3 protein-coding genes and 1 pseudogene are annotated in these 4,381 nt (G+C 69.6%); 3 read left to right on the top strand and 1 reads right to left on the bottom strand.

Going from position 1 to position 4,381, the window contains the following annotated elements; all coding sequences use genetic code 11:
* Window positions 1-306 precede the first annotated feature (306 nt).
* Window positions 307-564, bottom strand: coding sequence for a hypothetical protein (locus IEZ12_RS35640; RefSeq protein WP_189278339.1), 258 nt, complete (start codon window positions 562-564; stop codon window positions 307-309).
* Between the two features lie 254 nt (window positions 565-818).
* Between IEZ12_RS35640 and IEZ12_RS35635 the strand changes: the two genes are divergently transcribed.
* The 3 genes and pseudogenes from IEZ12_RS35635 to IEZ12_RS35625 all read left to right on the top strand — a co-directional run.
* Window positions 819-2,174, top strand: coding sequence for a HEAT repeat domain-containing protein (locus tag IEZ12_RS35635; RefSeq protein ID WP_229848610.1), 1,356 nt, complete (start codon window positions 819-821; stop codon window positions 2,172-2,174).
* 1,379 nt (window positions 2,175-3,553) lie between these two features.
* The gene (locus IEZ12_RS35630; protein ID WP_189278335.1) at window positions 3,554-3,721 is read left to right on the top strand and encodes a hypothetical protein; all 168 of its coding nucleotides are present in this window, start codon (window positions 3,554-3,556) and stop codon (window positions 3,719-3,721) included.
* Window positions 3,693-4,099: pseudogene (locus IEZ12_RS35625) on the top strand (transposase family protein); the annotation flags it as partial. The gene IEZ12_RS35630 and the pseudogene IEZ12_RS35625, both read left to right, overlap by 29 nt.
* Window positions 4,100-4,381: the final 282 nt, after the last annotated feature.

The raw sequence follows: 4,381 nt of genomic DNA, 5'->3' as shown, positions 1-4,381 counted from the left end.
TTCGAGAGATGTCTCAGCCACCGGAAGGAGTTCGACTCGGGCGGTCCCAGTGCCGGTCGAAGGTAGCGAAACGCAGAGGGGCCCGCTTCCTCCGGCGTCGACGCCGGAGGAAGCGGGCCCCTCTTGTGTGCCGGGTCACCAGGACGCGCCGCCGAAACAACGTCTCTACCGCTGTGCGCCCCCGTTCTCGGGTGTGCGGCGCGGGTCAGTGATGGGCGAGGGCGGCCCGGTGCCGGTGGAGCAGTGCGTGCTGGCCGGGGTCGAGCCGCCAGAGGCCGAGGCGGCCGGCGGCGGGGATCGGGTCGGTCAGGGCCTGGACGTCGGTGAGGGTCCAGTGCCACAGGCCGGGCAGGCCCCAGGGGCGGCAGCACCCGTGTCTCGGTGGCAGTCGGTGATGCGGGCGGTGGCGACGAGTGCGCCGGTCGTCAGCGCGGGGGCGTCGGGGCGGGCGAGGACTGCTCGGACGAGCGGGTCGGCCTGGCCGTCGCGGGCGAGAGCGCGGGCGGCGTGCAGGACGAGAGCGGCGTGCGGGATCTTGCCGAAGGCGGCGGCCGCAGCGGCCACGCCCGCGTTCAACCCCAGCAGCAGCGCGCCCTTGTTGTCAGCGCGGCCCGAAGCGCACAGGTTCGCGGATTCTCGGCTGGTCGTCAGCTGAAACCCACATGCTGGGACTGCACAGGTGGGGACCGACGAACGGATTCCGCAGTGCCATCTTCCGTCAGGCTCGGCCGACCGCCGCGTCGCCGACGAATAAGCCTCGGCCCCCTCTCGTTGCTTCGAGTACGTTGCTCACTTCGAACACACCATCAGGGGGAGCGTTGACGGATTCGTCGCTGGACCTGGCCGACCGGTTGGTCAGTGCCGTGATCGCTGGGGACACCGACACGGTACGGACCTGTCTGGAACAGGGGGCAGGAGCGGACACCTTGGGCCCTGACGGACTGCCTCTGCTCTGCACCGCCGTGGCCCAGTTCGATCACCTCACCGCCCAGGTTCTGGTCGACGGGGGTGCCGACCAAGACCTCAAGCTCCCGGACGGTAGCACTCCCATGCTGCGGGCAATCGACACCGGCTCCCCCATGCTCGTCTCGATGATGCTCGAAAACGATCCTCGACTTCGCCGGCCCGAGGCTTCACAGCGACAACTGCTCGACTTGGCCCGGCACTGGCACGAGACGGGCGTTGTCGAAGAACTTCGCCGCCGGACCGGAGTCACGGAGCCGGCCGTCAAGCGCGAGGTCAACGACCCTCATCAGGGCGACGTGATCGACGAGTTCTCCCTCGACGGACACACTGTGCGGAACGGCCACGGAGCCATCCTCACCCACCTCGAGTGGGCGTTCGGCATGCTCCCGCCTCTCGACGTAGTGATGGCACGCGCCCTCCCGCGCGCCACGGTGGGGGACAGCAATTGGTTCGCCGCCGCCTACTATCTGGGCCTGCGCCGAGACCCTCTCGAAGGATCGGACCTCGCCGCGTTGCGCCAGCACCCGGATCCCACCCATCGGGTTTTCCTCGCGCAGGTCATATGGCACCGGAGTTTCCACGCCAGCCTCGACCACTCGCCGCACACCGCACACGATCTCGACTTCCTGGCGTCCTGGGTGCAGGAGGAACCCGACGGACAGGTCATCGCCGCCGTCCTCGACGCCTACACCGGCCATGACCATCCGGAGCAGGAGACCATCGGCCTGCACTACATCGGCCATCCCGACCCGACCGTACGCAGCGAGGCCGTGTTCTGCCTGGATCGGGAACGGGCCGCACCGGCGCTGCTCGACCTCGTCCACGATCCCGCGCCCGAGGTCCGGGCCGCCGTCGCCCAGAAGCTCCCCTTGTGGTCCGCGCCCGACAAGCAGCTCAAGCCGGCGGTCCGGGACGCCCTGCTCAAACTGATTCGCGACGAGAGCCTCTGGGTGCGGCGCTGCGCCGCACAGTCCCTCTCCGGCTACGACGACCGGAGCGCCCCCGTTCTGGACGCCTTCCTCGCGCTCCTCGATGAAGACGATGCGGATATGCGCCTGGAGGCAGCCTGGGCACTGGCCCGCCGCAACCACTCGCGCACCGAGGAGGCGTACGAGCGGGTCGGACCGCTCGACGTGTTCTCGGAGCACGACCACCGGACCTCCGGCCTCTGGCGCTACCGCGCGGACAACCGGAGCGACCGGGTATGACGGGTCGCCGCCGTCCGCGTCGGCGGTTCCGCGGTTCACCGCGACACGTGATCGATGCGCTGGCAGGTGGCACCCGGGCGAAGGCCACGGAGCAGGTCAGTATGTTCGCCGACGCTCTGGGGATCGTCATCGGGCTGTGCCGGTTCTGTGTGAACGGGGAGACTCTGCGCACCGTGCGGGCGGCCCGTGTAACGTCCGAGCAGCAGCGCGTCCTCTGGAGGCGACGGCCGCCGGGTGGATCGTGAGCAGGAGCGCCGCGCATCCGATCGACCTGGAGGCGCTTACCCGGAGCACCCCAATCCGCCTTGACCTTCCGTCAGGATGCCGCGGTCGCACGCGCGCGCATCGAACTGCTGGACTCCGCGCGAAGTGCGGAGGCAACGGCAGGGCTGGCATGAACCCGGTTTACTCCGACCGGAGCGCACCCGGGACTGTTCGAGCGGGTCAGCGCATGTAGACCGGGTTTACTCGGGCCGCCGGGGGCCGGTTGCGGGGGCAGGTACCGGATATGACGCCTCCCTCGTCCGACAGCCGCTCACGGTTGGGCGCTGAACCGTCCTATGAACAGGGAGAGGCCTGTACCGAGTGCTGGGTACGGGCCTCTCTGTTGTCAGGCTGCGGTGATGAGCGCGGCTGCGGCAAGCGCGATCAGGGCGGCGATAGAGACGTCGGACGCCCATCGTAGGAGGACTATCGTGCGCCGGCAGATGGCGGAGAGGTCGGCGAGCCGGTGCAGGCGGCGGTCCGGGCGAAGCACGGCGCGCCGTTGTTCGGGAGTGAGGCTGGCCAAGTAGGCGGGGGAGGAGCGGTCCCGGTCGTGCGCCGAATCCCCGACTCAGGACGCTGGTCCGTCGTTGGCCCGCTGTTGGCCCGCCGCTCGCCTCCGGGCCCTACGGTGGGCCCTGCCCCGCTCGGGTCGGGGACGGGATCGGGGGTGCGCTGGTGCAACGCAGGATTTCTGACGGCCGGGGCCGCGCTGGCGGCGGCGTTGCTGGCGAGCGGCTGCACGGCGGCCGGGACGGGCGTCACAGCTGAGACGGCCGCGAGCCTCAGGACAAGTTGCACCAACCGCCGAACCGCCGCCTGGCGAGGCCGCCACACTGCCGCCGGCCACGTCGCCGACCCCGGCCGTCAGCGCGCCACCACCCAATACATCTGCGTCGACCCGCAAGTTCGCACCAACGCCGAGTACACCGCCGCCCTTCGCTGCACCGCACGTCTCTACGATCCGGGTCGACGGACCCTGTGGGCTGAACGGCCACACCTACGAGGCCGACTTCGCCATCACCCTGGCGGGCGGCCAAGGGTGGCGGATCAAGCCGCAGCCCGGCCAGCGGATACGCACGGACGGGACGTCACTGGTCTACCGCTACGGCCTGTTGCTACTGGACTGGCCGCCACCGCCCGAGTCGCTGATCGACGGCAAGGTCCGGGTGATCTATCCGCTGGGCGACGACGGCATGCAGGTGATCGCCCTCGCGGACGGGTCGGTGCACGCCGTCGTTGTCCCCGCCGACCTCCGGGCCACGATCGATTGCACACCGTAGGGACGCCGAACCGCCCGACGGTGCATCAGAACCAACCAAGAACGGGTCAGGTCAGCCCCAGATCGACCGGTTCACCGCCCTCGAACAGGCCCTCGGGCCGCTACCGGAGCAGCCAGGTCTCGCCTTGGACGCCGGCTATGACTACCGGATCGTCCACGATGGCCTGGCCAGCCGGAGGATCGGCGCACGCATCGCCCGCGCGGCGCGAAGACCCCGATCCAGACCGGCGGCCGGTGGGTCGTCGAGCGCACGAACTCCTGAATGAACAGCTTCGGCAAGCTCCGGCGCTGCACCGAACGCCGGAAAGCGGCCGTCGAGTTCTTCCTCGCCCTGGCGGCCACCGTCATCACGGTCCGCTGCCTGGTCCGACGCGCCTGAAGCCTTTATCGCTGGAACACCCGCCCTCGAAGCCCATGGATCCGATGACCTACTGGCGGACGCCCTGAACGTGCTCAGCGGGTGGAGGCTTGATAGCGGCTGTTGCCAGGTCTCCCGCTGGCCAGCCGGTGTGTTCGGTCGGTGTCATTCGCTCTCCGGGGGTACTCCGTCCGGCCAGGCGAAGCGCAACTCTCCGTCCATCGCCGCGACCAGCCACTGGCCAAAGGTGATTCCTTGCCGCCAGCAGTCACCGTCTGCGTTGGACCACATCGCGCCGTCCGG

Origin of the sequence: Kitasatospora griseola (genome assembly GCF_014648555.1) — a bacterium.
GTDB lineage: Bacteria > Actinomycetota > Actinomycetes > Streptomycetales > Streptomycetaceae > Kitasatospora > Kitasatospora griseola.
This window is presented reverse-complemented; position numbering and strand designations above follow the sequence as displayed.